Source organism: Actinophytocola sp. (assembly GCF_050699935.1).
Lineage (GTDB): Bacteria > Actinomycetota > Actinomycetes > Mycobacteriales > Pseudonocardiaceae > Actinophytocola.
In genome coordinates this window covers 65190-89114 of record NZ_JBOHGB010000001.1, presented here as the reverse complement: position 1 = coordinate 89114, position 23925 = coordinate 65190, and the positions used below count along the sequence as shown (strand labels likewise).

The 23925-nt window shown below is 69.7% G+C and carries 21 protein-coding genes and 2 tRNA genes; 7 read left to right on the top strand and 16 right to left on the bottom strand.

The annotated features are described in order from the left end of the window. The first annotated feature begins 1049 nt into the window (after window positions 1-1049). Window positions 1050-2303, top strand: a complete 1254-nt coding sequence (locus ACRDTB_RS00475) for an acyl-CoA dehydrogenase family protein (protein WP_431427799.1) — start codon at window positions 1050-1052, stop codon at window positions 2301-2303. Here ACRDTB_RS00475 and ACRDTB_RS00470 read toward each other — a convergent pair. The 6 genes from ACRDTB_RS00470 to ACRDTB_RS00445 all read right to left on the bottom strand — a co-directional run bounded on the left by ACRDTB_RS00470 (window position 2288) and on the right by ACRDTB_RS00445 (window position 7553). Continuing rightward, the gene (locus ACRDTB_RS00470; protein ID WP_431427798.1) at window positions 2288-2851 is read right to left on the bottom strand and encodes a GAF domain-containing protein; all 564 of its coding nucleotides are present in this window, start codon (window positions 2849-2851) and stop codon (window positions 2288-2290) included. The genes ACRDTB_RS00475 and ACRDTB_RS00470 overlap by 16 nt on opposite strands. Continuing rightward, the gene (locus tag ACRDTB_RS00465; RefSeq protein ID WP_431427907.1) at window positions 2848-3468 is read right to left on the bottom strand and encodes a GTP-binding protein; all 621 of its coding nucleotides are present in this window, start codon (window positions 3466-3468) and stop codon (window positions 2848-2850) included. The genes ACRDTB_RS00470 and ACRDTB_RS00465 overlap by 4 nt, the downstream gene beginning before the upstream one ends. Next, the gene (locus ACRDTB_RS00460) at window positions 3449-3829 is read right to left on the bottom strand and encodes a DUF742 domain-containing protein (RefSeq protein WP_431427797.1); all 381 of its coding nucleotides are present in this window, start codon (window positions 3827-3829) and stop codon (window positions 3449-3451) included. The genes ACRDTB_RS00465 and ACRDTB_RS00460 overlap by 20 nt, the downstream gene beginning before the upstream one ends. A gap of 2 nt (window positions 3830-3831) precedes the next feature. Continuing rightward, window positions 3832-4248 (bottom strand): roadblock/LC7 domain-containing protein, encoded by a 417-nt coding sequence (locus ACRDTB_RS00455; RefSeq protein WP_431427796.1) that lies wholly within the window; start codon window positions 4246-4248, stop codon window positions 3832-3834. 41 nt (window positions 4249-4289) lie between these two features. Beyond that, complete coding sequence (locus ACRDTB_RS00450) at window positions 4290-6116, bottom strand: sensor histidine kinase (RefSeq protein WP_431427795.1); 1827 nt, start codon at window positions 6114-6116, stop codon at window positions 4290-4292. Window positions 6117-6713: 597 nt separating this feature from the next. Continuing rightward, window positions 6714-7553 (bottom strand): hypothetical protein, encoded by an 840-nt coding sequence (locus tag ACRDTB_RS00445; RefSeq protein ID WP_431427794.1) that lies wholly within the window; start codon window positions 7551-7553, stop codon window positions 6714-6716. Between the two features lie 439 nt (window positions 7554-7992). Here ACRDTB_RS00445 and ACRDTB_RS00440 point away from each other — a divergent pair, with 439 nt between their 5' ends. After that, window positions 7993-8355 carry a hypothetical protein gene (locus tag ACRDTB_RS00440; protein WP_431427793.1) on the top strand — a complete coding sequence of 121 codons (363 nt, stop codon included), beginning with the start codon at window positions 7993-7995 and terminating at the stop codon, window positions 8353-8355. A gap of 407 nt (window positions 8356-8762) precedes the next feature. After that, complete coding sequence (locus tag ACRDTB_RS00435; protein WP_431427792.1) at window positions 8763-9482, top strand: hypothetical protein; 720 nt, start codon at window positions 8763-8765, stop codon at window positions 9480-9482. Here the strand turns inward: ACRDTB_RS00435 and ACRDTB_RS00430 are convergent. The 4 genes from ACRDTB_RS00430 to gltX form a co-directional block, all read right to left on the bottom strand. Beyond that, window positions 9464-9536 (bottom strand) — tRNA-Glu (locus ACRDTB_RS00430). The genes ACRDTB_RS00435 and ACRDTB_RS00430 overlap by 19 nt on opposite strands. Before the next feature lie 59 nt (window positions 9537-9595). Next, window positions 9596-9667 (bottom strand) — tRNA-Gln (locus ACRDTB_RS00425). Between the two features lie 28 nt (window positions 9668-9695). After that, on the bottom strand, window positions 9696-10571 hold the full coding sequence (locus ACRDTB_RS00420) for an HAD family hydrolase (protein ID WP_431427791.1): 876 nt from the start codon (window positions 10569-10571) through the stop codon (window positions 9696-9698). 143 nt (window positions 10572-10714) lie between these two features. Next, window positions 10715-12211, bottom strand: a complete 1497-nt coding sequence (gene gltX, locus ACRDTB_RS00415; protein ID WP_431427790.1) for a glutamate--tRNA ligase — start codon at window positions 12209-12211, stop codon at window positions 10715-10717. A 101-nt stretch (window positions 12212-12312) separates the two neighbouring features. On the opposite strand from gltX, the gene ACRDTB_RS00410 reads away from it, so the two are divergent. After that, a complete protein-coding gene (locus ACRDTB_RS00410) occupies window positions 12313-13554 on the top strand; it encodes an FAD-dependent oxidoreductase (protein ID WP_431427789.1) in 1242 nt (413 codons plus the stop codon). 60 nt (window positions 13555-13614) lie between these two features. Here ACRDTB_RS00410 and ACRDTB_RS00405 read toward each other — a convergent pair whose 3' ends face one another. The 6 genes from ACRDTB_RS00405 to ACRDTB_RS00380 all read right to left on the bottom strand — a co-directional run bounded on the left by ACRDTB_RS00405 (window position 13615) and on the right by ACRDTB_RS00380 (window position 21324). Further along, entirely contained in the window at window positions 13615-14982 is a 1368-nt protein-coding gene (locus ACRDTB_RS00405) for an L-serine ammonia-lyase (protein WP_431427788.1), read from the bottom strand. Continuing rightward, window positions 14983-15483, bottom strand: a complete 501-nt coding sequence (locus ACRDTB_RS00400; protein ID WP_431427787.1) for a sarcosine oxidase subunit gamma — start codon at window positions 15481-15483, stop codon at window positions 14983-14985. It lies immediately after the preceding gene. Beyond that, window positions 15473-18184, bottom strand: coding sequence for a 2Fe-2S iron-sulfur cluster-binding protein (locus tag ACRDTB_RS00395; protein WP_431427786.1), 2712 nt, complete (start codon window positions 18182-18184; stop codon window positions 15473-15475). The genes ACRDTB_RS00400 and ACRDTB_RS00395 overlap by 11 nt, the downstream gene beginning before the upstream one ends. Beyond that, on the bottom strand, window positions 18181-18432 hold the full coding sequence (locus tag ACRDTB_RS00390) for a sarcosine oxidase subunit delta (RefSeq protein WP_431427785.1): 252 nt from the start codon (window positions 18430-18432) through the stop codon (window positions 18181-18183). Before ACRDTB_RS00390 ends, ACRDTB_RS00395 begins: the two co-directional genes overlap by 4 nt. 9 nt (window positions 18433-18441) lie before the next feature. Further along, entirely contained in the window at window positions 18442-19647 is a 1206-nt protein-coding gene (locus ACRDTB_RS00385; protein ID WP_431427784.1) for a sarcosine oxidase subunit beta family protein, read from the bottom strand. A gap of 237 nt (window positions 19648-19884) precedes the next feature. Beyond that, window positions 19885-21324, bottom strand: a complete 1440-nt coding sequence (locus ACRDTB_RS00380) for a trimethylamine methyltransferase family protein (protein WP_431427783.1) — start codon at window positions 21322-21324, stop codon at window positions 19885-19887. A gap of 122 nt (window positions 21325-21446) precedes the next feature. On the opposite strand from ACRDTB_RS00380, the gene ACRDTB_RS00375 reads away from it, so the two are divergent. Genes ACRDTB_RS00375 through ACRDTB_RS00365 form a run of 3 tightly spaced genes read left to right on the top strand, consistent with a single transcriptional unit; the run spans window position 21447 to window position 23747 of the window. Further along, window positions 21447-22208: an IclR family transcriptional regulator gene (locus ACRDTB_RS00375; RefSeq protein WP_431427782.1), complete on the top strand. Its 762-nt coding sequence runs from the start codon at window positions 21447-21449 to the stop codon at window positions 22206-22208. Continuing rightward, window positions 22205-22870, top strand: coding sequence for a corrinoid protein (locus tag ACRDTB_RS00370; RefSeq protein WP_431427781.1), 666 nt, complete (start codon window positions 22205-22207; stop codon window positions 22868-22870). Before ACRDTB_RS00375 ends, ACRDTB_RS00370 begins: the two co-directional genes overlap by 4 nt. A gap of 13 nt (window positions 22871-22883) precedes the next feature. After that, window positions 22884-23747, top strand: a complete 864-nt coding sequence (locus ACRDTB_RS00365) for a dihydropteroate synthase (protein ID WP_431427780.1) — start codon at window positions 22884-22886, stop codon at window positions 23745-23747. The last annotated feature ends 178 nt before the right edge of the window (window positions 23748-23925 follow it).

Sequence of the window (23925 nt, the reverse complement as noted above, 5' to 3'; positions counted from 1 at the left end):
AGTCGCTCGAAGCAGGTTGTCCGTACCAGCGCCGGTCACCAGGCGGCGACGTGCCGTCCGCGTGGAGGCCACGCTACGACTCCACCCGGATGTCGTGTTGCTCGACAGGCACCTGGCAGACAGCGGCGAGCGCAACGCTCGATGCTGTCGTGCACACCGGTTCACGCACTCGTTTCCTCGCCATATCGGTGTCCGGCACAGCCGAGGACGAGGGCGGAAGCACAGCCTTCATATATCCGGATGACCCGGCGGGCTGGGTCACAGTTCGAATAAGTGCTCCTCGATCGGCGGCTGCGACCGCCCGCCCACGGCTTTGACAATTCCTCCGTTTCGCTCCACGAACGCCGCCAGTGACTGGGGACGTTGCCGGTCGCGATGGAGTCCAGGATGTCCTGTGTGCCTGTTGGCGGGTGCGCGCCGGACGACAGGCCGGCCAGGTAGAGCAACAACCCCACTCGGTACGCGTCACACCCCGCGGGGGCAAATGCTCTCCGCGAGGCTGTGCCACGTGATCTCCGGGGCGAGCGCGTCAAACCAGGTCCGGCCACGGTCACGGACCTTGCTGGAAGCCCCGACGAACCGGCCGCAGCCCGTGCGCGCCGCCGATCGCGCCCAGCACCGGGTCACCGGGCGCCTGCACGCCACCCAGTCCAGCCATGAGACCAGGGCGACAAGGCGTTGCACGTCCTGGCCTTTCGAGACACTCAAGCGACGGAGCGGGCGCCCACGTCCAGATGGGACCTACGAACTGTCCGCAACGGGAAATGCTCTCGCGTGCGGTAAGGACCGTGGGTATCGCCGTATGACCGCCTACAGCAGTGGCGGGTGGCCAGGCCCTCGGCGGGCGTCTCGGGTGTGGACGGTCCGTGGGCGACAAGAGCGACGGATGCCGCCCCCTGCTGTCGTCGCGCACTGTGACGATGATCAACTTCAGCATGACTTGGATCACCGCGTAGGCGGTACTCTGTCCGGCCGGTCACTGGCAAAGTGGGACGGTCGCACGTCACCAGGGAGATCGTGTTGGTCATTGACGAAATAGGGGCGTCGCATTGAATACGGGAGAGGGTTTAGACGGCTATTTCATGACCAAGCATCACCATCGACTCCGTGACGAGGTTCGCACCTTCGCCGAAACCAAGATCGAACCCCGGGTCCCCGCGATGGAAGAGTCCCGGTCGGTGGAGGTCGACCTCGCGCGGATGATTGCCGCGAAGGGATGGATCGGCGTGACCGTCGACCCGGAATACGGCGGCATGGGCCTCGGCCACCTCGCGAAGACGATCGTCATCGAGGAGATCTCGCGAGTCAGCGGCGCGATGGGCGCCATGGTCCAGGCATCCCAGCTCGGTACCGCGAAAATCCTGCACTACGGCAGTGAGCGGCAGAAATGCCGTTGGCTGCCGGCCGTCAGCGACGGCCGCTGCCTGCCCACGATCGCCGTCACCGAACGCGAGTCGGGCGGTCATGTCCTCGGCATGAGCTCGACCGCGGTACGCGACGGCGACCACTACGTCCTGAACGGACGCAAGGTATTCGTCGGAAACAGCCACGTCGGAGACCTGCACGGCACCGTTGTCCGCACTGGACTCGGGTCCACGGGTTTGTCGGCGTTCCTGGTGGAATCCGACAGCCCGGGACTGTCGCTGCCGGAACACGAGGTGGCCATGGGCCTGAGCGGATTCAGTTTCGGCGAGCTCTATTTCGACAGTTGCCGCGTACCGGCGGAAAATCTTCTGGGTGAGGAGGGTGACGGGCTCAAGGTCGCCTACTCGTCGAGCGTGCTCTACGGACGGCCCAACCTCGCGGCGGTGTCGCTCGGCATCCACCAGGCGATCGTCGAGGAGACCGTCGAGTTCGCACAGCGGCGGCCGCGTGGTGGTCGGCCGCTGAGCGAGATGCCCACGATCGCGCAGAAGCTCGGCCAGCTGCAATCGGACCTGATGACCGCACGCATCAGCCTCTACCACGCGGTCCACATGCTCGACCAGGGGCTGCCCTGCGACGCGGAGCTCATGAACGCCAAGCTGGTCAACGTGGAGCTGTCCCTCAACGCGGCGCGCACCGCGATGGAGGTGCACGCCGCGCACGGGTTGTCCACCGGCCGCAAGCTGGAACGGCTGCTGCGCGACGCGCACCACATCTACGCCCCGGCCGGCACCTCCGACATCCAGCGCCTCCGGCTCGCCGAGATCGCGCTGGGTGACACGAAGCGCCAGTGGTCGGAGCGGCTGTCCGAACGGCTCCGGTCGAGCAGTGCGGCCCTGCGGACCGCGTCGGCCGCGGGAGGTTACCGACGGCGCTGAATCATGTCGACGAGCTCGACGGCCATCGACTTGATGGTCTCCAGCCCTGGCCTGCCCCAGTCGCTGGTGTGGTCCGCCACCGCGCAGATCGTGCCGAGCGCGACGCCGGTGTCGTCGATCAGCGGCGCCCCGATGTAGGACCGGATCCCGATCTCGTCCACAACGGGGTTGCCGCTGAACCGCGGGTAGGCGCAGACGTCGTCGAGCACGAGCGCCTTGCGCCGTGCCACGACATACGGGCACCAGCCGTGGTCGCGCGCCATCACGCGGCTGACCGAGGCGTTCGCGGACGTCTGGGCCGCCTCGAGCACGCCGGCGTTGGTGCTGTTCCCCGCGTACAAGCCGGCGAAGTACTGCTGGTCCTCACCGATGAAGTTGACCATCGCCAGCGAGGTGCGTGCCCAGCCGGCAAGGCGCGCGGCGAACTCGTCGAACTCCCGGACCGGATGGTTGCCCAGCCCGAGCTGCTGCAGGCGCGCCATGCGGCGGTGGACCTCGGGGTCCAGCGGCGCGGTCAGCAGTCGGCGGTCGGTGTGCTCGTCAATCATCGGTTACTCCGCATCAGTTGTGCGCGGTCGCCGTTCCCGGACCGGGGCCGGGAGTCGGCGAGGACGTGTTCCACGAGTGCGATGAGCGCGGCGCACGAGGTGTGCTTGTCCCGGGCGTCGCAGCGCACCAGCGGAATCTCGGGTTTGAGATCGAGCGCGGTCCGCACCTCGTCGGTGTCGTACCGGATCGCGCCTGCGAACTCGTTGAGCGCGACCAGGAAACGGATGTTGCGCCGTTCGAAGAACTCGACCACGGGAAAGCAGTCCGCCAGCCTGCGGGTGTCGGCCAGGACCACGGCACCCAGTGCGCCGCGGCACAGCTCGTCCCACATGAACCAGAACCGGTCCTGGCCGGGGGTGCCGAACAGGTAGAGCATCAGGTTGGGGCCGGGAAAGGTGATCCGGCCGAAGTCCATCGCGACGGTCGTCGACGTCTTGCCCTCGACGCCCGCCACGCTGTCGGAGTCGACGCTCGCCGTCGTGAGCGTGGCCTCCGTGGTGAGTGGCTCGATCTCGCTCACCGAGCCGACGAACGTGGTCTTCCCGACGCCGAAGCCGCCCGCGACAAGGATCTTGAGCTGGCGCGGGAACTCCGCGTCAGAGGTTTCGGAGACCAACAAGCAACGCCTCCAGGAGTTCTGGGTTGTCGGTGTATGAGTCGTGTGCGGGCGGCCGGGTGGTCACCGCGCCCGCGTCGATGAGGTCCGAGAGCAGGATCTTCGCGACGTTCGCCGGCTGGCGCAGGTGCGCGGCCACCTCGGCGACCGCGATCGGCACGCGGCACAGGCTAAGTGCCTGCGCGTGCTCGTAGCCCAACCGGTCCAGCGAGATCCGCCCGCGACCGGTGGCCTTCACGAGGGACATGAGGTCCAGGACCGTGCTGGGTTGGGTCCGCCCGTACGTCGCGGTGTACGGACGGACCCACATGTCGTGACCGGACTGTCCGGCGAGGTCCGCGGGTGGCTCCTCGTCGGTCATGCTCACCGGGAACCGTTGCCGACGGTGAAGCTTTGCTGACGGCTCGGCGTGGCGAGGAAGTCCGGAACCTGGTGGCACAGCTTCGTCATCTCGAAGCTGAGGACGCGCGCGTCGACCTCGCGGCTGGCCAAGACCGCGAGCAGACTGCCGAGGCTCGCCGAGCTGACGAACAGGATGGTGTGGTCGAGCTCGGTGGCCACCTGGCGGACACCGTCCGACTCACCCTTGCCGAAGTTCTTGCCCACCTGTTGGGCGAGCGAGAGCATCCCGCACGACAGCGCGGCGAGGGTGTCCGCGCCTTCCGGCGACAGTCCGTGCGAGTACTTGGCGATCCCGTCGACCGACAACAACACGGCGCTCTGCGCACCGGGCACCGCCTCGATGAGGCGGCGAAGTAGCCAGGTCAGATCGTCGGCCATGAGCCCTTCTCTCCTTCGGTGTTTCGCTCGTCCGCACGCTGCTACTGCTCGTCCTGATCGCCGGCCGAATCGGCGCTCGCCTCCCCGTGCACGATTTCCTGCTGCCCCGCCACCCGGCCGAGCTGGAGGTCGGCCAGCAGGTTCGGGCTGTGCCCGGGGATCGGGCGGGTCACCACCGGGTTCTGGCGCAGCTCCGGCCGGAGGTGCGAGCGCTGTTCACGACGCTGCGGCAGCGCCGGGCGGTCACCGGCGGCGGGCGCCGACGTGTCCGGGAGCCGGTCCGGGCCCCCGCTCTCCCCTGTCTGTGCCGCGGTCTGTGCCCCTGTCTGTGCTTCGGCCTGGGGCTGGGGCGCGGCCCACGCCGCGTCGCGCATGGCGGCGAGCGCGGTGCCTCGCTCGCGGGTCGGCAGCTCCGGCTCGGCTTGCTTGGGCGTGAACGAGGACCGCGCTGCGGCGCCCTGGCCGGACGCCACCGGCTGCGACGCGGGCTGTGCCGCGGGCTGCACCGGCGGAGCCGCGGACGGTGCCGCAGGTTTCGGTGCCGGTTGGGCCGCCGGTTGGGCCGCCGGTTGTACGGCGCGCACAGCTTGCGCCGCCGGTTGCGGGGCGCGCCGCGGGGGCGGCGAGGTGGCCGGGGCCAGCGCCGGGACCGGCTTCTTCTCCGCCACCGCAACGCGTCCGGACCCGGCCGCCCGGCTCGAGGTCGTCTCGCGCCCGGGCGCGGCAGGCCTGCGCACGGCCGGGAGATCCGACAGGTTGTCGAGCAGCTTGTGCGGCACGACGATCGACGCGTCGATGCCGCCGTAGATGTTCGGCTGCAGCTCCACCCCGATGTCGTGCCGCCGGGCGAGCTCCTTGACCACCGCTAGCCCGATCCGGCCGTCCTTGAACAGCTCGCCGACGTCGAGGTGGGTGTCGCGGTGGAGCAGGTGGTTGATGCGCTGCAGGTCCTCGGTGTTCATGCCGATGCCGCGGTCCTGCACCTGGATCGTGAGGCCCGCGGTGACGTACTGGGCGCGGAAGGCGACCTTGGGCGCGTCGTCGGAGCTGAAGGTGGTGGCGTTGTCCAGCAATTCGGACAACAGGTGGATGATCTCCGCGACCACATGGCCGTGGATGCGCGCGTCCCGGATGGGGATCGTGACGACCTGCCGGTAGCGCTGGATCTCGGCGACCGCGGACCGCAGCACGGCGTTGACGTCGACCGGGTTGTCCGACCGCCGCTCGAGGGTTTCTCCTCCCAGGACGGCGATGTTCTCCGCCTGGCGTCGAACCAGGGTGGCGAGGTGGTCGATGCCCCAGAGCATGTCGAGCAGCTCCGGGTCCTCGAGCTCGTGCTCCATCTTGTCGATGCTGCGGATCAGCCGGTTGACCAGCGACTGCAGCCGGCGGGAGAGCTTGCCGAAGACGTCGCCCCACTGCTCGACGCCGCCCGGGACGAACATGGGCGTGGCGACCTCGGCGGGGACGGCGAGCGGTGCGCGCCATTCGACCGCCTGCGGCGACCACGGCTCGGGCACCAAGTAGGTCTCGCGCGGCGGCGCGGGCGCTGGGACCGGCAGCTGTAGCTGTTGCAGGGCCCGGAAGAGATAGAACACACGCAGCGCCGCTGCGATGCCGACCACGACGGTGCCCGCGGCGAGGCCGAACGACACGTTCGTCGCCGGGTACAACCCCGCCGCGATCACCGCAACACCAGCCCCGGCCATCAACACGATCACACACCCCGCGATGACCGCCGTGTTGACGAGCTGGGTTCGGAGCCGACCGAAGGGGTCGGGCGCGCCACGCGCTGGTGCTACGGAGCCATAGGGCAGTCGCAGCCCGCGCGGCTCGGTCGAGGGCTCGGAGCGGGGCAAGTCAGACATCTGGTCCTTTCGTATCACCGGACCGGCGGGGAGTGGTGACGCGTGTCGAGCCGTGCATCGTCGTGGCTTCCCCGGGAGGCAACGCCGTGGGCGCGGCGATGCTATCGCAAACTGCGTTCAAACCAATCGGGGGCCACAAAGGACGATCCGCGACATGGACATATGCGCTGCCGGCCACGTCACGCGGTATGTCAGACAGCATCTGTGCGGCGACGCGGAGGCACACCCGGTCGTGCGGTACGGCACCGGCAGCGCGGCGACCGGCACGCCGGCCGCGTCGACCAGCGGTGCGCACCGGCATCGGACAGTTGTTGGCACGCCTCGGTGATGGGGCAGCCCCTCGTGGGAGAGTCCGTCGTGGTCGGCGACCAGCGTGACGACCGATGGGAGCGGTTCCAGCAATAAAGAGCACTGGCGGAAGCGGACGAGGTCTCCCTACACACCCGGCAGAACCGGTGTCGTGCACACTGGTCAACTGAAGCCCTTGGTTGTCGCCATTCTTCTGTCGCAAGAGGAATGATCAACCAAGGTATCGTCCATGATCAACAGGGCCAGCGCTCGGGGTTGTCTGACCTTCGCCGCCTTCGTAAGTCCTCGCTACTGGCCGGTGCCGACCGAGGCCGCCGTGCCGCCATCGCCGCCGGTCGAGGGCGGGAACAGGCTCTCGGTGAGGAGCACCGCGCAGACTGCGAGGCTGCGCAACGGCTCGCCGAGCGGCTGGTGCAGGGTCCACACAGTGTCGAGGAAGACGCCGTCCTTGCGGCGCTCACCCAGTAACCGTTCGCGGTGTTTGCCGACGGCGATCTCCGTCCCCGCCTCGTCCTCGATGAACATCAGGTTTCCAAGCACGCGCGTCCCGCAGCGGCCGATGACCGTCGCGCCGGCCTGAAGGTCGTACCGACGCCGGTTGGGACCGACGGCCCGACTCTGATTAACGATGCGCCCGATCTCCGCGCCGGCGGCATCGGCGACCACCCATCCGTCGCCCTTCTTCGTCGAAGGCCGCATCTGAAGCAATGTGCGGCCCTCCGGATCGTCCAGCACCTGCCCCTTGGACGACCCGCGAACGCCGCCCAGCAGCGAGTCGTCCGCGTCGAGGACATGGCCGCTGAAATTGTCACGCATCAGGGTCGGGCTGGTGAGCGGAGATACCCCCGGCCGGGCGGGCTTGGGGTTGACGCCGCGGAGACCCGGATCGGCCTGAACGGTGATTCCGAGCCTGGTCAGCAGGTCGGTGACATCGTCGATCCGGTAGCCACGCAGCTTCACCGGTAGCTCGACGCTGGTGACGGTCAGCTGCGCTGGTGAGCGACCGGCCTCGATCTCGACGGCCACTCGCGCGAGCAGATCCCGGACCGGTCGCTTCGCGAACCCTCCGATCTGGGATCGAAACGATGCGCGGCGCACCTCGTCGGCGGTGAGCTCCGGGTGATCCATCGGTGGATTGTGGCATCCAGGAGGCCCCGCCGACCGGACTTCCACGCATCTGCACCGCGCGGTCACACCGTCTCGGGTCCCAGAAGTGTGTGCGCACCGATGGGTTTGTCCTCGGTCGGCCGTCATCTACCGCGTCGGCCGGTTCGAACCCCAACGGAGGAGCAGCACATGGTGATCGTCACGGGCCACATGGTGGTCGAGCCGCAACAGCGCGGGGCCTGTCTCGCGGACTGCGTGAGTGTTGTTGAACAGGCCCGCCGCGCACGCGGCTGCCTTGAACCGGGCCGGCTACTGCGCTGCGTTCACCTCGACATCCGCCTGCGACTCCCAGCGCTCGAAATGTTGATGCGGCCAGCATCCACCAGATCCGCGGTGATGGCGAAGTCGAGGTGTGCGCGTCGGCGAGTCCGGACGTCGGCACCCGGCTTAGGCTGTACGTGTGCTCGAACTCGGAAGCCGGGAACGCGGTCAACCTGCTCCGCCGCATGTGGTGTGGGAGTCGCTGACAGTGCCTCGCCGCGAGTCTGGTCGTGCCTGGATGGAACTGCTTGATGACGAGGTCGAGCCGCAGGTCATCGAGGCTGAACGGCCGAACCTGGTGGTGTGGTCGTCGCTGTGGCCGGACCGGCCGCAGGATCGTATACGTTTCGACTTGCGGCTGGCCGGCGACGGATACGGCTGCGCCCTCCGCTGGACACTCACCACCACCGATGTCGCGCCGAGTGACAGCAAGCGTGGCCACATGCGTCATCGGCTCAATTTGCTGATCAACGAGCGTCTACGGCTGTCCTACGGCCAATGATGTGCCGGCGCCGGGCGCTGCTCGCCGTGCTCGACCCGGCCGTCCAGGTTGACTGGAAAGACTTCCACGACCGCGAGTCATTGCGGATGACCTTCATCGAACCGGCCCTGCCTACCGCCTCACCGGTGCCGTGTCCACCGCCACGGACCTCGCATACCGGGTGCCCGAGAGGACGCCTACCGGGAAGCCGCCTACCGACGCCTGGCGCAGGCCCACCTGCCATTCGTTGATGGCGGCGATGTGGACGGTGGCCTCGTAGCGCACGGCGAGCCTGTCGAAGCGGGAATGAAGGCTCGGTACCGACACTCCTGCCTGGCGGTTCGTGCTGTAGATCCCCTTGTACGCGCACCCGCTGCATGCTGATGCGCCCGAGAGATCGTGGAGTCCACGCTGACATCCCAGGTGACATGCCCGGCCGCATCGGCCCGTGCCTGCAACGCGGTCAGGATCGCCTGCCAGACGCCAACCCGGCGCTGCCCGGCGTGGCCGGAACACCCAAAGTCTCGCCGGGAGCGACCAATAGGATGCTCTCGGTGGCCGGCGAGGTGGTCGCCAAGGCGGTCGCCGACGTCACCCAGCTGATCAACGAAGCGGTCGGCCAGATCGTGCCGATCATGAGCCAGGCGATCGCCGAGGCACCGGCCACGTTCGGGCAGAGCATCGCGGCAGCGATCCCGGAGTGCGTACGGATCGCCACCGATTGCGCCGGGCGGATCGCCGGCAAGATGGCCGCCCTGCTCTCCAGCGGCGAGAACCTGATGAAGCTCATCGACGGCGCGGTCGGCGTCCTCAAGATCGTCAGGCAGGCTCCGCGCGTCGCTTGGTCCTCTCCCCCCGCTCCTGACGCCACGGGCGCGACTGCCACCGGTGAGGACCGTGTTGATGACACGCAACTTCGTCACGACCGCGACGTGGACAAGCCCGGAGCAGAGGGAAATGAGCCGACAATCACGGAGCCATCTGGCGAAACCCTGGGCAATAGGACCACCCGACTCCACCACGCCGGTCCGCGGCGCAAACGCGCAAGCGAGCCCACCATGCCACGAATTCATGCCACACAAGAAATAACCAGCCCGCTCCACAATGGAAACGGGCTGGTCATGACACGTAGCCCCGACGGGATTTGAACCCGCGCTACCGCCTTGAGAGGGCGGCGTCCTAGGCCACTAGACGACGGGGCCGCACCGATCAGCTCGGTCGATCAGGAAGAACATTAGCAGTGCTGATTCCGTTCTCCCTGCTGGGGTACCAGGACTCGAACCTAGACTAACTGAACCAGAATCAGTCGTGCTGCCGATTACACCATACCCCACCGGCACAGTGGATCTTGGAGCCGTGACTCACCGCCCGTAGTGCCGGGAAGAGATGTTAGCCCACAGGCCGGCGGCGCCGGAAATCGGGGCCGGAGCCGCCGACAGGTCCGGCGTCCGGTACTCGGTCACCAACAGTTCGGGCAGGTCGGCCAAGGACTCGATCACGTGCACACCCGCGTACGCGCGGAGGCCGTGACGGCCCGTGAGCGACCGGTCCAGCCACACTCCGTGCAGGCCCGCATCGCGCGCGCCGATGGCGTCCGCCTCGAGGAGGTCGCCCACGTGCAGGGCGGCCTCGACCGGGACGCCGAGACGCGCGCACGCCGTGTGGAAGATCACCGGATCCGGTTTGGCGACACCGAGCTCGCCGGCGATGACCACCGTGTCGAAGAACCGGTCGATGCCGAGCCGCTCGAGCTTGCCGCGCTGGTGGGAGCCCGAGGCGTTGGTCACCGCTGCGAGCTTCACGCCGGCCGCGTGCAGCCAGTCCAGGCACGGCAGCGTGTCGTCGTAGAGCCGCCACGTGGCCCGCAGCCGGGTGTTCCGCTGCCGCTCCAGGTCGGCGACCAGGTCGTCGTCGAGCAGCGCGCCCAGGTCGGCGAAGAAGGCCTTCGTGCGTGCGGTGTGCATGTCCTCGTAGGACAGGTCCCCGGCGACCACCCGGGCCACGTGCTCGTCGGTCGTGCGCTGCCACCGCGACCACATGTCGTCGCGGCCGATGAGGTCGCACAGTGCCTGCCGCGCGGTGCTCGTGAAGTCGATGAGCGTGTCGTCGATGTCGAGGCTGACGGCGCGAATCGGGATGGGCCGATGGCCGTGGAGCAGACCGGTGGGCGCGGCCGCGTGCGGGTGTCGTTCGGCCGCGGCAGCTTCGGTCTGAAATGGAACCAGGCCAAAGGTCATCAGGCGAGGCTAGGCCCTGTTCGGCACAAACCGAATAGGCTATCCAGGCGATAGTCACGCTACTGACACGATTAAGCCAGCGGCCTATCTACTTTGGCCGAATAAGTTGTATCGCTCGTTGTCGGCGCCGCGTTACGCATCTCTCAGGTTTTCGCCCGGCGCAACCTGCCGAGTGATCGTTCGCGGCCCAGCAACTCCAGCGACTCGTACAGTGGCGGCGACACCGTGCGGCCGGTCGCGGCGACCCGCACGGGTGCGAACGCCTTGCGGGGCTTGAGACCCAGCCCGTCGATCAGCGCGGCCTTGAGCGCCTCCTCGATCGCCGGTGTAGTCCACTCCGAGACACCCTCGAGCGCGGCGATGCTCGCGTCGAGCACCGGGCCCGCCGCCTCGCCGAGCGCCTTGGCGGCCGCGTCCGGCTCCGGCGCGAACTCGTCGTCGGCGACGAAAAGGAACCTGACCATCTCGGCCGCGTCGGAAAGCACGGTCACCCGCTCGCGGACCAGTGGCGCGATTGCCGTAAGGGTCCTTATCTGCTCGTCCGACGGATTATCCGGCAGAATTTTCGCGAATATGAGGTAGGGCATGATTCGCTCGACGAAATCCGCTTCGGTCAACCGGCGAATGTGGTCGGCGTTGATCGCCTCGGCTTTCTTGAGGTCGAACCGAGCCGGATTCGAGCTCACCCGGGAGATGTCGAACGCCTCGATCATCTCCGCCATCGTGAACACGTCCCGGTCCTCGGCGATCGCCCAACCGAGCAGCGCCAGATAGTTGAGCAGGCCCTCGGGCAAGAAGCCGCGGTCCCGGTAGTGGAACAGGTTCGACTCGGGGTCGCGCTTGGACAGCTTCTTGTTGCCCGCACCGCGCACCAGCGGCATGTGCCCGAACTCGGGCGTCGACGACGTGACGCCGATCCGCCGCAACGCGCCGTAGAGCGCGATCTGCCGGGGCGTGGACGGCAGCAGGTCTTCGCCGCGCAGCACGTGCGTGATGCCCATGAGCGCGTCGTCGACCGGGTTGGTCAGCGTGTAGAGCGGGGCGCCGTTTGCCCGCACGAGTACGGGGTCCGGCACGCTGCCGGGCTTGAACGAGATCTCGCCGCGGATGAGGTCGGTGAACGTGATGTCCTCGGCCGGCATCCGCATCCGCAGCACCGGCTCGCGGCCCTCGGCACGCAGCTCGGCCCTGCGCTCGTCGGTCAGGTCGCGGTCGGCGTTGTCGTAGCCCAGCTTCGGGTCCTGCCCGGCCGCGCGGCGGCGCGCCTCGACCTCCTCGTTGGTGGAGAAGGACTCGTACAGCTCGCCGGCCGCGAGCAGGCGGCGCGCGACGTCGGCGTAGATCTCGCCGCGCTCACTCTGCCGGTACGGCCCGGCCGGACCGCCGACCTCGGGGCCCTCGTCCCAGTCCAGCCGCAGCCAGTGCAACGCGTCGAGCAGCGCGCGGTAGCTGTCCTCGGTGTCACGCGAGACGTCGGTGTCCTCGATGCGGAACACGAGCCGCCCGCCGTGGTGGCGGGCGAATGCCCAATTGAACAGCATCGTGCGGATCAGCCCGACGTGCGGGGTTCCGGTGGGTGACGGGCAGAAGCGGGCCCGGACGGTGGCCGGCGTGGATGCAGTCGTGGATGCGGTACTCATGGCCCGGTCAGCGTATCCGCCTTGACGCGACCCGCCGCCCGGTGCATGCTGAACTTATTCAACGCACGATGAATACAGGCGACACACTGGAGGGGATTCACATGGCTGACACCGAGCGGACGACCTGCCTCGTCGCCGGTGGCGGACCTGCGGGAGTCGTGCTCGGCCTGCTGCTCGCACGGGCCGGGATCGAGGTGACCGTGCTGGAGAAGCACGGGGACTTCCTGCGTGACTTCCGCGGTGACACCGTGCACCCGTCGACGCTGGACCTGCTCGACGAGCTGGGCCTGGGCGAGCAGTTCGCGAAGCTGCCGCACCGCAAGGTCCAGCAGGCTGGGGTGCCCTTTGCCAACGGCACGCTCACGCTCGCGGACTTCACGCAGCTGGGCGGCAGGCTCAAGCACCCCTACATCGCGATGGTGCCGCAGTGGGACCTGCTCGACCTGCTGGCCGGCGCGGCGAAGCAGGAACCGACGTTCACGCTGCGGATGAACACGGAGGCCACCGGTCTGGTCGTGGAAGACGGCCGAGTCACCGGTGTCGAGTACCGGACCCGGGACGGCGAGACAGGACGGATCATGGCGGACCTGACGGTGGCGGCCGACGGCCGGACGTCGGTGCTGCGCAAGAGTGCCGCGCTGAGCGTGCGGGACTGGTCGACGCCGCTGGACGTGTGGTGGTTCCGCTTGCCGCGCAAGGACTCCGACCCGTCCGGCGTGGTCGGTGTGGTGAGCCACAGCCGGGCCGCGGTGCTGCTGGACCGCGGGACGTACTGGCAGAGCGCGACGCTGATCAAGAAGGGCACCGACGCCACGGAGCGCAGGGGCCCGGTGCGCGACATGGTGGCGAGCATCGCCGAGGTCGCGCCGTGGCTGGCCGACCGGGTCGACTCGCTGGAGTCGTGGGACGAGGTGAAGCTGCTGGACGTCCGGCTCGACCGGCTGGACCGGTGGTACCGCGACGGCCTGCTGTGCATCGGCGACGCCGCGCACGCGATGTCCCCGGTCGGTGGGGTCGGCATCAACCTGGCCGTGCAGGACGCGGTCGCGGCGGCCACGCTGCTGGCCGAGCCGCTGCGCAAGGGCACGCTGACCACCAACGACCTGGCGAAGACGCAGCGCCGCCGCATGCTGCCGACCGTCGTGGTGCAGGGCATGCAGCGGTTCCTGCACGCGCGGGTGCTGAGCCGGGCGCTGGCCGGCGACATCGACATCGTCAACCTGGAGAAGCCGCCGGTGCCGATGCGCCTGCTCCAGCGGTTCCCGAAGCTGCGCGCCATCCCGGCATACGCCATCGGCTACGGCGTCCGCCCCGAACACGCCCCGGACTTCGCCCGCCGCTAACCGCAAGCCCGGAAGGACGCCTTCCGGACGCTGGACGTCTGGAAGGCGTCCTTCCGGGCATCAGCATTCGATGACGTTGACCGCCAGGCCGCCGCGGGCCGTCTCCTTGTACTTGACCTTCATGTCCTTGCCGGTCTCGCGCATGGTCTTGATGACCTTGTCCAGCGACACCACGTGGTGGCCGTCGCCGCGCAGCGCCATCCGCGCGGCGTTGATGGCCTTCACCGCCCCCATCGCGTTGCGCTCGATGCACGGGATCTGCACCAGCCCGCCGACCGGGTCGCAGGTCAGCCCCAGGTTGTGCTCCATGCCGATCTCGGCGGCGTTCTCCACCTGCTCGGGCGTCCCGCCGAGCACCTCGCACAGCGCGCCCGCGGCCATCGAGCACGCCGAGCCGACCTCACCCTGGCAGCCGACCTCGGCGCCGGAGATCGACGCGGTCTCCTTGTAGATCACGCCGATCGCGCCCGCGGTGAGCAGAAAGCGGACCACGCCGGCTGGCGTGGCACCCGGCACGAACCGCGCGTAGTAGTGCAGCACCGCCGGGACGACGCCGGCCGCCCCGTTGGTCGGCGCGGTGACGACCCGGCCCCCGGACGCGTTCTGCTCGTTGACCGCCAGCGCGAACAGGTTCACCCAGTCCATGACGCGCAGCGGATCGGTGGAGAACGGGTCGGACGAGAGCCGCTCGTACATCTCCCGCGCACGCCGGCGCACCTTCAGCCCGCCCGGCAGCACGCCGTCGTGCGTGCAGCCGGCGCGCACGCACTCCTGCATGACCTCCCAGACACCGGTCAGGCCCGCGCGGACCTCGTCCTCGCCGCGCCACGCGGTCTCGTTGGCCAGCATCACCTCGCTGATCGCGAGCCCGGTGTGCCGGCAGTGCGCGAGCAGTTCGGCGCCGGTGCGGAACGGGTACGCGACCTCGGTGTCGTCGACCTTGACGCGGTCGGCACCCCGCGCGTCGTCGTCGACGACGAACCCGCCGCCCACGGAGTAGTACGTCCGCTCCCGTGACCAGCCGTCCCCGCGGGCGTGGAACCGCATGCCGTTGGGGTGGAAGGGCAGGCTCTTGCGCCGGTGCAGCACGAGGTCCGCGTCGGGGTCGAAGTCGACCTCCCGCTCGCCCAGCAGCGGCAGCCGGCGGGAGGCGCGGATCCGGTCGACCCGGTCGGCCACCGCGTCGGTGTCGACCGTCTCCGGCTCCTCGCCCGCGAGCCCGAGCAGGACCGCGCGGTGGCTGCCGTGGCCGTGCCCGGTGGCGCCGAGCGAGCCGAACAGCTCGGCGCGGACCGCGCTCGTCGAGCCCAGCAGGCCGTCGTCGGCCAGGCCCAGGACGAACGTGCGAGCGGCACGCATCGGCCCGACCGTGTGCGAGCTGGACGGTCCGATGCCGACACTGAACAGGTCGAAAACCGAGATGGGCAACTACACGAACTCCTTGGATGCGTCGACCAGCCACGCGGCCAGGTACGGCGCGAACGACCCCCGTACCAGCACATGGTAGGTCGGCTCGTCATCGAGCTGCCGGAGGATCACCTGCGCCCTGGCCAGCAGCGTCTGCGCGCACTGCCCGGGCCCGAACGCCCGCGGGTGCAGGTCGATCGGCATGCCCTTCTCGAGCACGTCGCGGGCGTGTGGCCCGGCCAGCTCGATCGTGGTGCGGTTGGCCGACACGTCCACGACGGAATCCCCGGTGAGGTCGGCCGAGTCGCCGGGCGGTCCGACGACGAGGAACTCGTCCGGGCCCAGCCACAGGATCGCCCGCTCCCCCGCGGTCGCCACCCGGTTCGGGCCGGGCAGCGGCACGCCGAGCAGCTCGGCCGCCGTGGTGCGGACATCGATCATGGTGAGGAACGGGAGCTCGCGCACGCCCGAGACGCCTTCGAGCGGGCTGTGCCGAAGGTCCTGGCGCGGGTCAGCCGTCACGGCGCGCCCCCTCCGGGTCGTAGAGCACGGGTTCGGTCACGGTGGCCGCGATCGTGCGGTCGCCCAGCGGCGCGTGCAGGACCTGGCCGAGCCGGTCGCGGCCGCCCGTCACCAGCGCCAGGGCGAACGTGCGGCCGAGCGCGGCGCTGCGGTAGCTCGACGTCACGTGCCCGAGCATCGGCACGGGCGGGTCCAGCGGCACGTCCGGTGGCATGTCCAGTGGTATCTCCTCGGCCACGAGCTGCGCGCCCTCGGGCAGCAGCGCGGACGGGTCGACCGGCAGTAGACCGACGAGCTGCTTGCGGTCCGGGCGCGCGGTGTCCGGCCGGCGCAGCGAGCGGCTGCCCACGAACTGCTTGCGCTTGGACACGATCCAGTCCATGCCGAGGTCGATCGGGGTGACCGTGCCGTCGGTGTCCTGGCCGACGATCGGGTAGCCCTTCTCCGCGCGCAGCACGTGCATGGTCTCGGTGCCGTACGGGGTGATCCCGTGCTCGGCGCCCGCCGCGTACACGGCCTCCCACACCGCGAGCCCGTACCAGCTCGCCACGTTGACCTCGAACGCCAGCTCGCCGGAGAAGCTGATCCGCGCGATCCGCGCCGGCACGCCGTTCGCCAGCGTCGTGTCGCGGAACCTCATGAACGTGAGGTCCACCGCGTCCGGCGCGAGCGCGGCGATGACCCGACGGGCGCGCGGGCCCACGACCGCGATCGTCGCCCACTGCTCGGTGACCGACGTCAGCCATACCCGCAGGGACGGCCACTCGGTCTGCAGCCACTCCTCGAACCAGTCGAGCACGGCGGCGGCGTTGCCGGTGGTGGTCGTGGCGAGGAAGCGCTCCTCGGCCAGCCGGAGCACGACGCCGTCGTCGAACACCATGCCGTCGGCCGTGCAGAGCAGCCCGTACCGCGCGGCGCCGACCGCGAGCTTGGCGAACGCGTTGGTGTACATGCGGTTGAGGAACTCCGCCGCGTCCGGCCCGACGATCTCGATCTTGCCGAGCGTGGACGCGTCCTGCATCGCCACGCCGGTGCGCGCGGCCCGGCACTCGCGGAGCACGGCCGCGGTCAGGTCCTCACCGGGCCGCGGGTAGTACCAGGGCCGGCGCCACTGCCCGACGTTCTCGAACTCCGCGCCGTGCTCGACGTGCCAGCCGTGGATCGGCGTGGCCCGAGCCGGGTCGTGCAGCTCGCCCCGGTCGCGGCCGGCGAGCATCGCGAACGGCACGGGTGTGTACGGCGGGCGGTAGGTGGTCGGTCCCGGCGGGCCCGCCCCGAGCGCCTCCGCGATCACGCCGAGCGTGCTGACGCCGGACGTCTTGCCCTGGTCGTGCGCGGTGCCGACGGTCGTGTAGCGCTTGACGTGCTCGGCCGAGCGCAGGCCGGCTCCGGTGGCCCGCAGCACGTCGGCCACGGTCGCGTCGCGCTGCGGGTCGACGAAGTGCGTGTCCCAGCGGCCGTCCGGCGCCGGAATCGTCCACAGCGGCCGGTTCGGGTCCAGGTCACCGTTCGCCGACCCCACCGACACGTTCGCCTGGAAGGACCGGTCCGGCACGAACGCGGCCGGCGACTCGTCGTAGCGCAGCGTGCCGCGGGCCTGGCTGTGCAGGTGCACCACCGGGTTCCAGCCGCCGGACACCGCGATCAGGTCACAGTGGACGGTCGCCGCCGAACCACCGCCGTCCGGCGCGCCGAGGATCGCCGCGCTGACCTCGGGGTCGCCCTCGGTGCCGACCACGACCGTGCCGAACCGCACGTCGCCACCGGCCGCGCGCACCTCGTCCGCCCGGTCGGACTCCGGGCGGGCGTCCGCGACCAGAACGTCCACACCGGACTCGAGCAGGTCGAGCGCGGTCGCGTACGCGCCGTCGTTCGTCGTGCAGACGACCACGCCGGAGCCGAGCCGGACCGCGTAGCGGTTGAGGTAGGTACGCACGGCGCTCGCCAGCATCACCCCGGGGCGGTCATTACCGGCGAACACCAGCGGCCGCTCGTGCGCGCCGGTCGCGAGCACGACCCGGCCGGCCCGCACGTGCCACAGCCGCCCGCCGGCCCTGGGGCCAGGAAGGACGCCTTCCAGACGCCGAGCGTCTGGAAGGCGTCCTTCCTGGCGCTCGGCGATCGTCAGGTAGTTGTGGTCGTAGTAGCCGAACACCGTGGCCCGAGTGAGCACGCGCGTCTCGGCGAACCCGGCCAGCTCGCCGCGCACATCGGCCAGCCAGGACCAGCGGTCCGGATCCGACAGCGCGGAACCGCCGACCTCGGCCTGCTCGTCGGCGAGGATCACCCGCGCGCCCGACCGGCCGGCCTCCAGCGCGGCGGTGAGCCCGGCCGGCCCGGCGCCGGCCACGAGCACGTCGCAGTGCACGTACTTCTTGTCGTAGCAGCCGGTCTCCTCGGGCTCCGTCAGCCGCCCGCGCCCGGACAGCGTCGCCGCCACGAGCCCGTCGTACAGCTCGACCGTCGTGGCCGGCAGCATCGGCTCGGCGCCGACCTGCAGCAGCGCGTTGGGCTCGGCCACCCCGGCGTCGACGATCCCGCGCGGCCGGTCGAGGTAGGCGCTGCGGCCGACCTGGCGGACCCCGTCCGCCAGCAACGCCGACGCGACCGTGTCCCCCCGGTACCCCGTGTGAGCCACACCGTCCACAGTGAACCGCAGCGGCGCGTCCCGGTCGATCCGCCCACCCTCGGAAAGCCTCATCGCGGCTCCCCGAGGAACTCGTGGGTCACGGTGTCACGCACGACGTCGAACCACCGCCGGCAGCCGTTCGTGTGCACCCAGCGCTCCGCGAACGGGCCCTTCGGGTTGTCGCGGACGAACACGTACTCGCCCCACTCCTCGTCCGACAGCGCGTCCGGGTCTTCCGGGTAGGACACGCCGGCCTGCCCGCCGTAGGAGAACTCCACCTCGTCCCGGTCGCCACACCAGGGACAACGGATCAGCAGCATCGGAACCCCTCAGTGTGCGACGGCGGCCGCGCCGTGCTCGTCGACCAACGCCCCGGTAGTGAACCGTTCCAAACCGAACGGTCTGTTCAGCTCGTGCGGCTCGCCGGTGGCGATCGTGTGCGCGTACACCCAGCCGGACGCCGGCGTGGCCTTGAACCCGCCGGTCCCCCAGCCGCAGTTGACGTAGAGCCGGTCGAGCGGCGTGGTCCCGATGATCGGTGACGCGTCCGGGGAGACGTCCACGATGCCGCCCCACGTCCGCAGCACGTGCGCGTGCTCGAAGATCGGGAACAGCTCCAGCGCCGCGGCCAGCTGCCGCTCGATCACGTGCACCGAGCCACGCTGCGCGTAGGAGTTGAACGGGTCGATGCCCGCGCCCAGCACGAGCTCGCCCTTGTGCGCCTGGCTGACGTAGACGTGCACGTGGTTCGACATCACCACGCACGGGTGCACGGGCTCGAGCAGCTCGGAGACCAGCGCCTGCAGCGGGTGGCTCTGGATCGGCAGCCGGATGCCCGCGAGCGAGGCCAGCACCGACGAGTGCCCGGCCGAAGCGAGCGCCACCGCGCCCGCCCGGATCGGCCCGCGGTTCGTCTCCACGCCGACCACGCGGTCGCCGTCCCGGACGAACCCGGCCACCTCGCAGCCCTGGACGAGGTCGACGCCGAGCCGGTCGGCGGCCCGCGCGTAACCCCACGCCACGTGGTCGTGCTTGGCGATCCCGCCACGCGGCTGCAGGGTCGCGCCCAGCACCGGGTAGCGGACGTCCGGCGAGGTGTCGACGATCGGGCAGAACTCCTTGACCTGCTCCGGAGTCAGCCACTCCGCGTCGACGCCGTTCAGCCGGTTCGCGTTGACCCGGCGCACGCCCTCGCGCACGTCGCCCAGCGTGTGCGCGAGGTTCAGCACCCCGCGCTGGCTGAACAGGATGTCGTAGTCGAGCTCGTCCGTGAGCCCCTCCCAGAGCTTCAGCGCGTGCTCGTAGATCCCCGCGCTCTCGTCCCACAGGTAGTTGGAGCGGATGATCGTCGTGTTTCGGGCCATGTTCCCGCCCGCGAGCCAGCCCTTCTCCAGCACGGCCACGTTCGTGATGCCGTGGTTGCGCGCGAGGTAGTAGGCGGTCGCGAGCCCGTGCCCGCCCGCGCCGACGATCACCACGTCGTAGGACCACTTCGGCGACGGGTTGCGCCACAGGAAGTCGGGATGCTGTGACATTGGTTCGCTCCGCTCCTCCGCTACTCGCCGTCTTCCCTCCTCACGTGCTCGGCGCTCACCCGCCCGCGCGCGCTCGTCAGGCCGGACAGCGAACGCTCCGTCACGCCCGCTCACAGTGTTGATGGTTCGCTCCGCTCCTGCGCTACTCGCCGTCTTCCCTCCTCACGTGCTCGGCGCTCACCCGCCCGCGCGCGCTCGTCAGTCCAGACGGCGAACACTCCGTCACTCCCGCTCACGTCAGTCCCCCAGTTCCCGGCGACGGCGGGTCACGTACTCGGCCAACTCCTCACGGATCGCGTCGTCCAGCGGCGGCCGCTCGTACTCGTCGAGCTTCTTCTTCGCGATCTCGCCCGCGCGCGCCGCGGTGTCCTTCCCGCCGCCGCGCATCCACCGCTCGTAGTTCTCCGAGCTGGACAGGAACGGCCGGTAGAAGCAGGTCCGGAACCGCTCCAGCGTGTGCGCCGCGCCGAGGAAGTGGCCGCCGTGGCCGACCTCGGTGTGCGCGTCGAACGCCAGCGACTCCTCGGTGATCTCGAGTGGACGGAACTCCTGCTGCAGCATCTCCAGCACCTGCACGTCGATGACGAACTTCTCGTAGCTGGACACCAGGCCGCCCTCGAGCCAGCCGGCGCTGTGCATGACCCAGTTGATGCCCGCGAGGAACGTCGGCAGCATCGTCATGAGGCCCTCGTAGGCCGCCTGCGCGTCGGGCGTCTGGCTGGCGGTCAGCCCGCCGCCCGAGCGCACCGGCAGCCCGAACCGGCGGGCGATCTGGCCGGTGCACAGCAGGCCGACCGCCGACTCCGGGGTGCCGAAGCAGGGCGAGCCGGACTGCATGTCGATGTTGGACAGGAACGACCCGAAGATCACCGGCGCGCCCGGCCGGATCAGCTGCGAGAGCGCGATCCCGGACAGCGCCTCGGCGATCTGCTGAGCCAGCGTGGCCGGAATGGACACCGGCGACATGGCGCCCATCAGCAGGAACGGCGTGAGCACGACGGGCTGGTTCGCCGAGGTGTACTCGAACTGCGCCTCCAGCATGCGCTCGTCCCAGCGCAGCGGCGAGTTGCAGTTGATGAGTGAGACCGTGGCCGGCGTCCGCTCGATCGCCTCCCGGCCGCCGAGGAGGATCTCGGTCATCCGGATCGTGTCGGCGGCGTTCACGGCGGACACGACGTTGCCCATGTAGAACTTGTCGGTCAGCGTCTGCAACGCGTAGGTCATGTCGAGGTGCCGCGAGTCCAGCGGCGCATCGTTCGGCTCGCAGATCACCCCGCCCGCCGAGTCGAGGATCGGGAAGCTCTGCGCGAGCCGGGCGAAGTTCTCGAAGTCCGCGAGCGACCCGTCCCGGCGCTCGCTACCTTCGCGCACGAACGGCGGCCCGTACACGCTGCCGAACACCATGTGGTCGCCGCCGACGCGCACGTTGTTGGCCGGGTTGCGGGCCTGCACCTCGAACTCGCGCGGGGCCAGCGCGACCTGTTCGAGCAGAAAGTCCGGATCGAACCGGACATTGTTGTCCTCGACCTTCTGGCCGGCTCTGCGGAACAGCTCCAGCGCACGGTCCGACTGGAACTCGACCCCGATCTCGGACACGATCCGTCGCCAGCCGGAGTCGAGGACCTCCATCGCCTCCGCGGACAGGATCTCGTAACGAGGCAACTGATTGCGGAACATGGCTCTCCCTAGACCACTCCCTTGACGCCCGGTCTCGCCGGATCCTACGCTCGTGTTATGGAACTGTGGTTCCACATTATGAAACTCTCAGAAGCCGCTGAGACGCGACCCGAGGAGGCTGGGTGACGGTTCCGGCGGGAAGCCAGGCGGTGGACCGGGCGGCCGCGCTGCTCGCGATCATCGTGGAGTCCGGCGAACCACGGACGTTCACGTCCCTGGTCGACGAGCTCGGCCTCGCGAAGTCGACGACCTCCCGGCTGCTGCACGCCTTGGAGCGCAACCGGCTCGTCCGCCGCGACCGGGCCGGGCTCTTCCGGCCGGGTCCGCTGTTCGCCGTCTACGCCGCCCAGCACGACACCTCGCAGGACCTCCTCGACGTGGCGCAGGCGACGCTGGACGAGATCGGCGAGCGGACCGGCGAGACCGTGAACCTCGCGGTGCCGCGCGGTGAGGAGGTCGTGCAGGTCGCCCAGGTGGACGCCAGCTACCTGCTGGGCGTCACCAACTGGCTCGACGTGTCGGTGCCGCCGCACTGCTCGGCGCTGGGCAAGATCTTCTACGCCTACCAGGCGATGTCGCTGCCCGACGAGCTGTCCGTGCCGCCGAGCGGCCGGTCGATGTCCCGCCGCGAGCTCGAGGCCGACCTCGCCGAGACCGTCCGCCGGGGCTGGGCGCTGACGTGGGAGGAGTTCGAGGAAGGGCTCGTCGCCGTCGCGGCACCCGTACGCACCCGGGACGGCTCCGTCGTCGCCGCGGTGTCCGTGTCCTGCCCCACCACCCGCATCACGAAGGCCGACGCGGCCCGCCTCGGGGAGCAGCTCACGTCCGAGACCCTCGCCATCTCCCGACAGTTGGGATACAGATCTGGAAAGGCCAAGCCGTGACACCTGACGAGATCCTCAAGGGCCTGTACGACGAGACGCTCGTCGGCAACGCGCCACGCGTGCTGGAACTGACCAACATCGGCCTCGAAGCGGGGATGTCGCCGGAGAGCATGCTCTTCGACGCGCTGATCCCGTCCCTGGAGGAGGTCGGCGCCCGCTTCGAGCGCGGGGACTTCTTCGTGCCCGAGATGCTCATCGCCGGGAAGGCCATGAGTGGCGCGCTCGACGTCCTGCGCCCGCTGCTCGCGGATACCGGTGTGGAAACCGTCGGCACGTTCCTCATGGGCACGGTCAAGGGCGACGTGCACGACATCGGCAAGAACCTCGTCAACATCATGCTCGAGGGCGCCGGGTTCCACGTGATCGACCTCGGCGTGCAGGTGGCGCCGGAGAAGTTCGTCGCCGCGATCGAGGAGCACAAGCCGGACGTGGTCGGCTTCTCCGCGTTCCTCACCACGACGATGCCGATGTTCAAGGCCAACATCAACGCGCTGGAGAAGGCGGGCCTGCGGGACAGGGTGATCGTCATGGTCGGCGGCGCCCCGGTCACCCAGGAGTACGCCGACGCCGTCGGGGCCGACGGGTACGCCGCGGACGCGTCCGCGGCCGTCAAGCGGGCCAAGGAGCTCATCCACAAACGCCGCGTCGCGGCCGCAGTCTGACCCGGAGTGTCCCATGCAGACCGTCATCTCCTCGGCGACCCGCACCGTCACCATCGGACCGGACGAGCCGTTCTGCGTCATCGGTGAGCGGATCAACCCCACGGGCCGGTCCAAGTTCGCCGAACGGCTGCGCGCGGGCGACCTGTCGCGCATCGAGGTCGACGTCGCGCAGCAGGTCGCGGGTGGCGCGATGATGCTGGACGTCAACATGGGCGTGCCGCTCGCCGACGAGGCGGACCTGCTGTGTGCGGCCATCAAGCTGGTGCAGGGACTGACGGACCTGCCGCTGGTGATCGACTCCTCGGTCGTCGGCGCGCTCGAGGCGGCGCTGGGGGTCTACCAGGGCAAGCCGCTGGTGAACTCGGTGACCGGCGAGCGGGAGCGGCTCGACGAGATCCTCCCGCTGGTGCGCCGCCACGGCGCGGCGGTGATCGCGCTGCCCAACGAGGAGGACGAGATCCCCGACGACCCGCGCAAGCGGGTGGAGATCGCCCGCAAGATCATCGACGTGGCCGTCGGCCGGTACGACATCCCGCTCGCCGACATCGTGATCGACCCGCTGGCGATGCCGATCGGCGCGGACACCACGCTGGTCAACAAGACGCTCGAGACGATCTGGCTGATCCGCGAGGAGTTCGGGGTCAACATGACGCTCGGCGCCGGCAACGTCTCCTTCGGCATGCCCAACCGGTCCAAGCTCGGCGCGACGTTCCTGCCGATGGCCATGCACTGCGGGCTCACCTCGGCGATCATGGACGCGCGCGACCCGGTGATGGTCGAGGCGGTGAAGGCCGCGGACCTGTTGCTGGGCAACGACGCCTGGGGTGCCGCCTGGATCGCCGCCCACCGCGCCAAACTCAAAGCCACCGACTCATGACCCCGCGAGTCCAACACCCCCGACCCGCGAGTCCAACACTCGCGACCCGCGAGTCCAACACTCGCGGCAACGGGAGTGCCGGACTCGCGCGTCCGGAACGTTGGACTCGCGGGTCCGGAACGTTGGACTCGCGGGTTCGGAGTGTTGGACTCGCGGGGTCGGAGTGTTGGACTCGCGG